This window comes from Cobetia sp. BMC6 (assembly GCF_029991385.1).
Taxonomy (GTDB): Bacteria; Pseudomonadota; Gammaproteobacteria; order Pseudomonadales; family Halomonadaceae; genus Cobetia.
Genome location: NZ_JAKUMF010000042.1, coordinates 1 through 498 on the forward strand (window position 1 = coordinate 1; position 498 = coordinate 498).

At 45.0% G+C, this 498-nt stretch carries 1 protein-coding gene; it reads left to right on the forward strand.

The genetic code is table 11. From position 1 onward, the window contains the following. Window positions 1–55: 55 nt before the first annotated feature. Window positions 56–498, forward strand: a 443-nt coding sequence (locus MKZ40_RS16900; RefSeq protein ID WP_282627982.1) for a hypothetical protein, incomplete at its 3' end; no start/stop codon positions are given.

The following is a 498-nucleotide window of genomic DNA, read 5'->3' on the forward strand; positions in this document are numbered from 1 at the left end:
ACGAGCGTTTCTTGCTAGAAAACTAGGCCAATATATTGGGATTAGGGCACGGGGTGTGGATCGTTTCTTTTATGAATCGCTAGCCACGAAAACATTTAAAAATAACAAGAAAGACTTGGAAAGTTATGTCCTTTATTTAAGTGAATTGATGCTCGAGTGGGGCGAGAATGGACAGGATATTCAACAAGAAATAAAGGAGTTAAACGAAACAGCCATTTTCACTAATGCCATGTTAAAAGCGTATGACATATACAAGGATGAGCTGTTTGGCCGCCCTGCGCATTCCTGTTCTTGTCAGCCAAAATGCAATGTTCGTGATATTGATGAGAAAAAGTGGGAAATATACCGCGATGTGATGCACGCCGCCACTCAAGGGAAATTTCTGCTCGTTAAGGAGGAAGAAGTGGGGCGGCTTGAACAAGGAACGATCATTTGCCGGGCCGGAATCCGCTCCCGCTCAGACATTCCGAAATGCAGGGAGTTGGCCAAGCAGGCGTT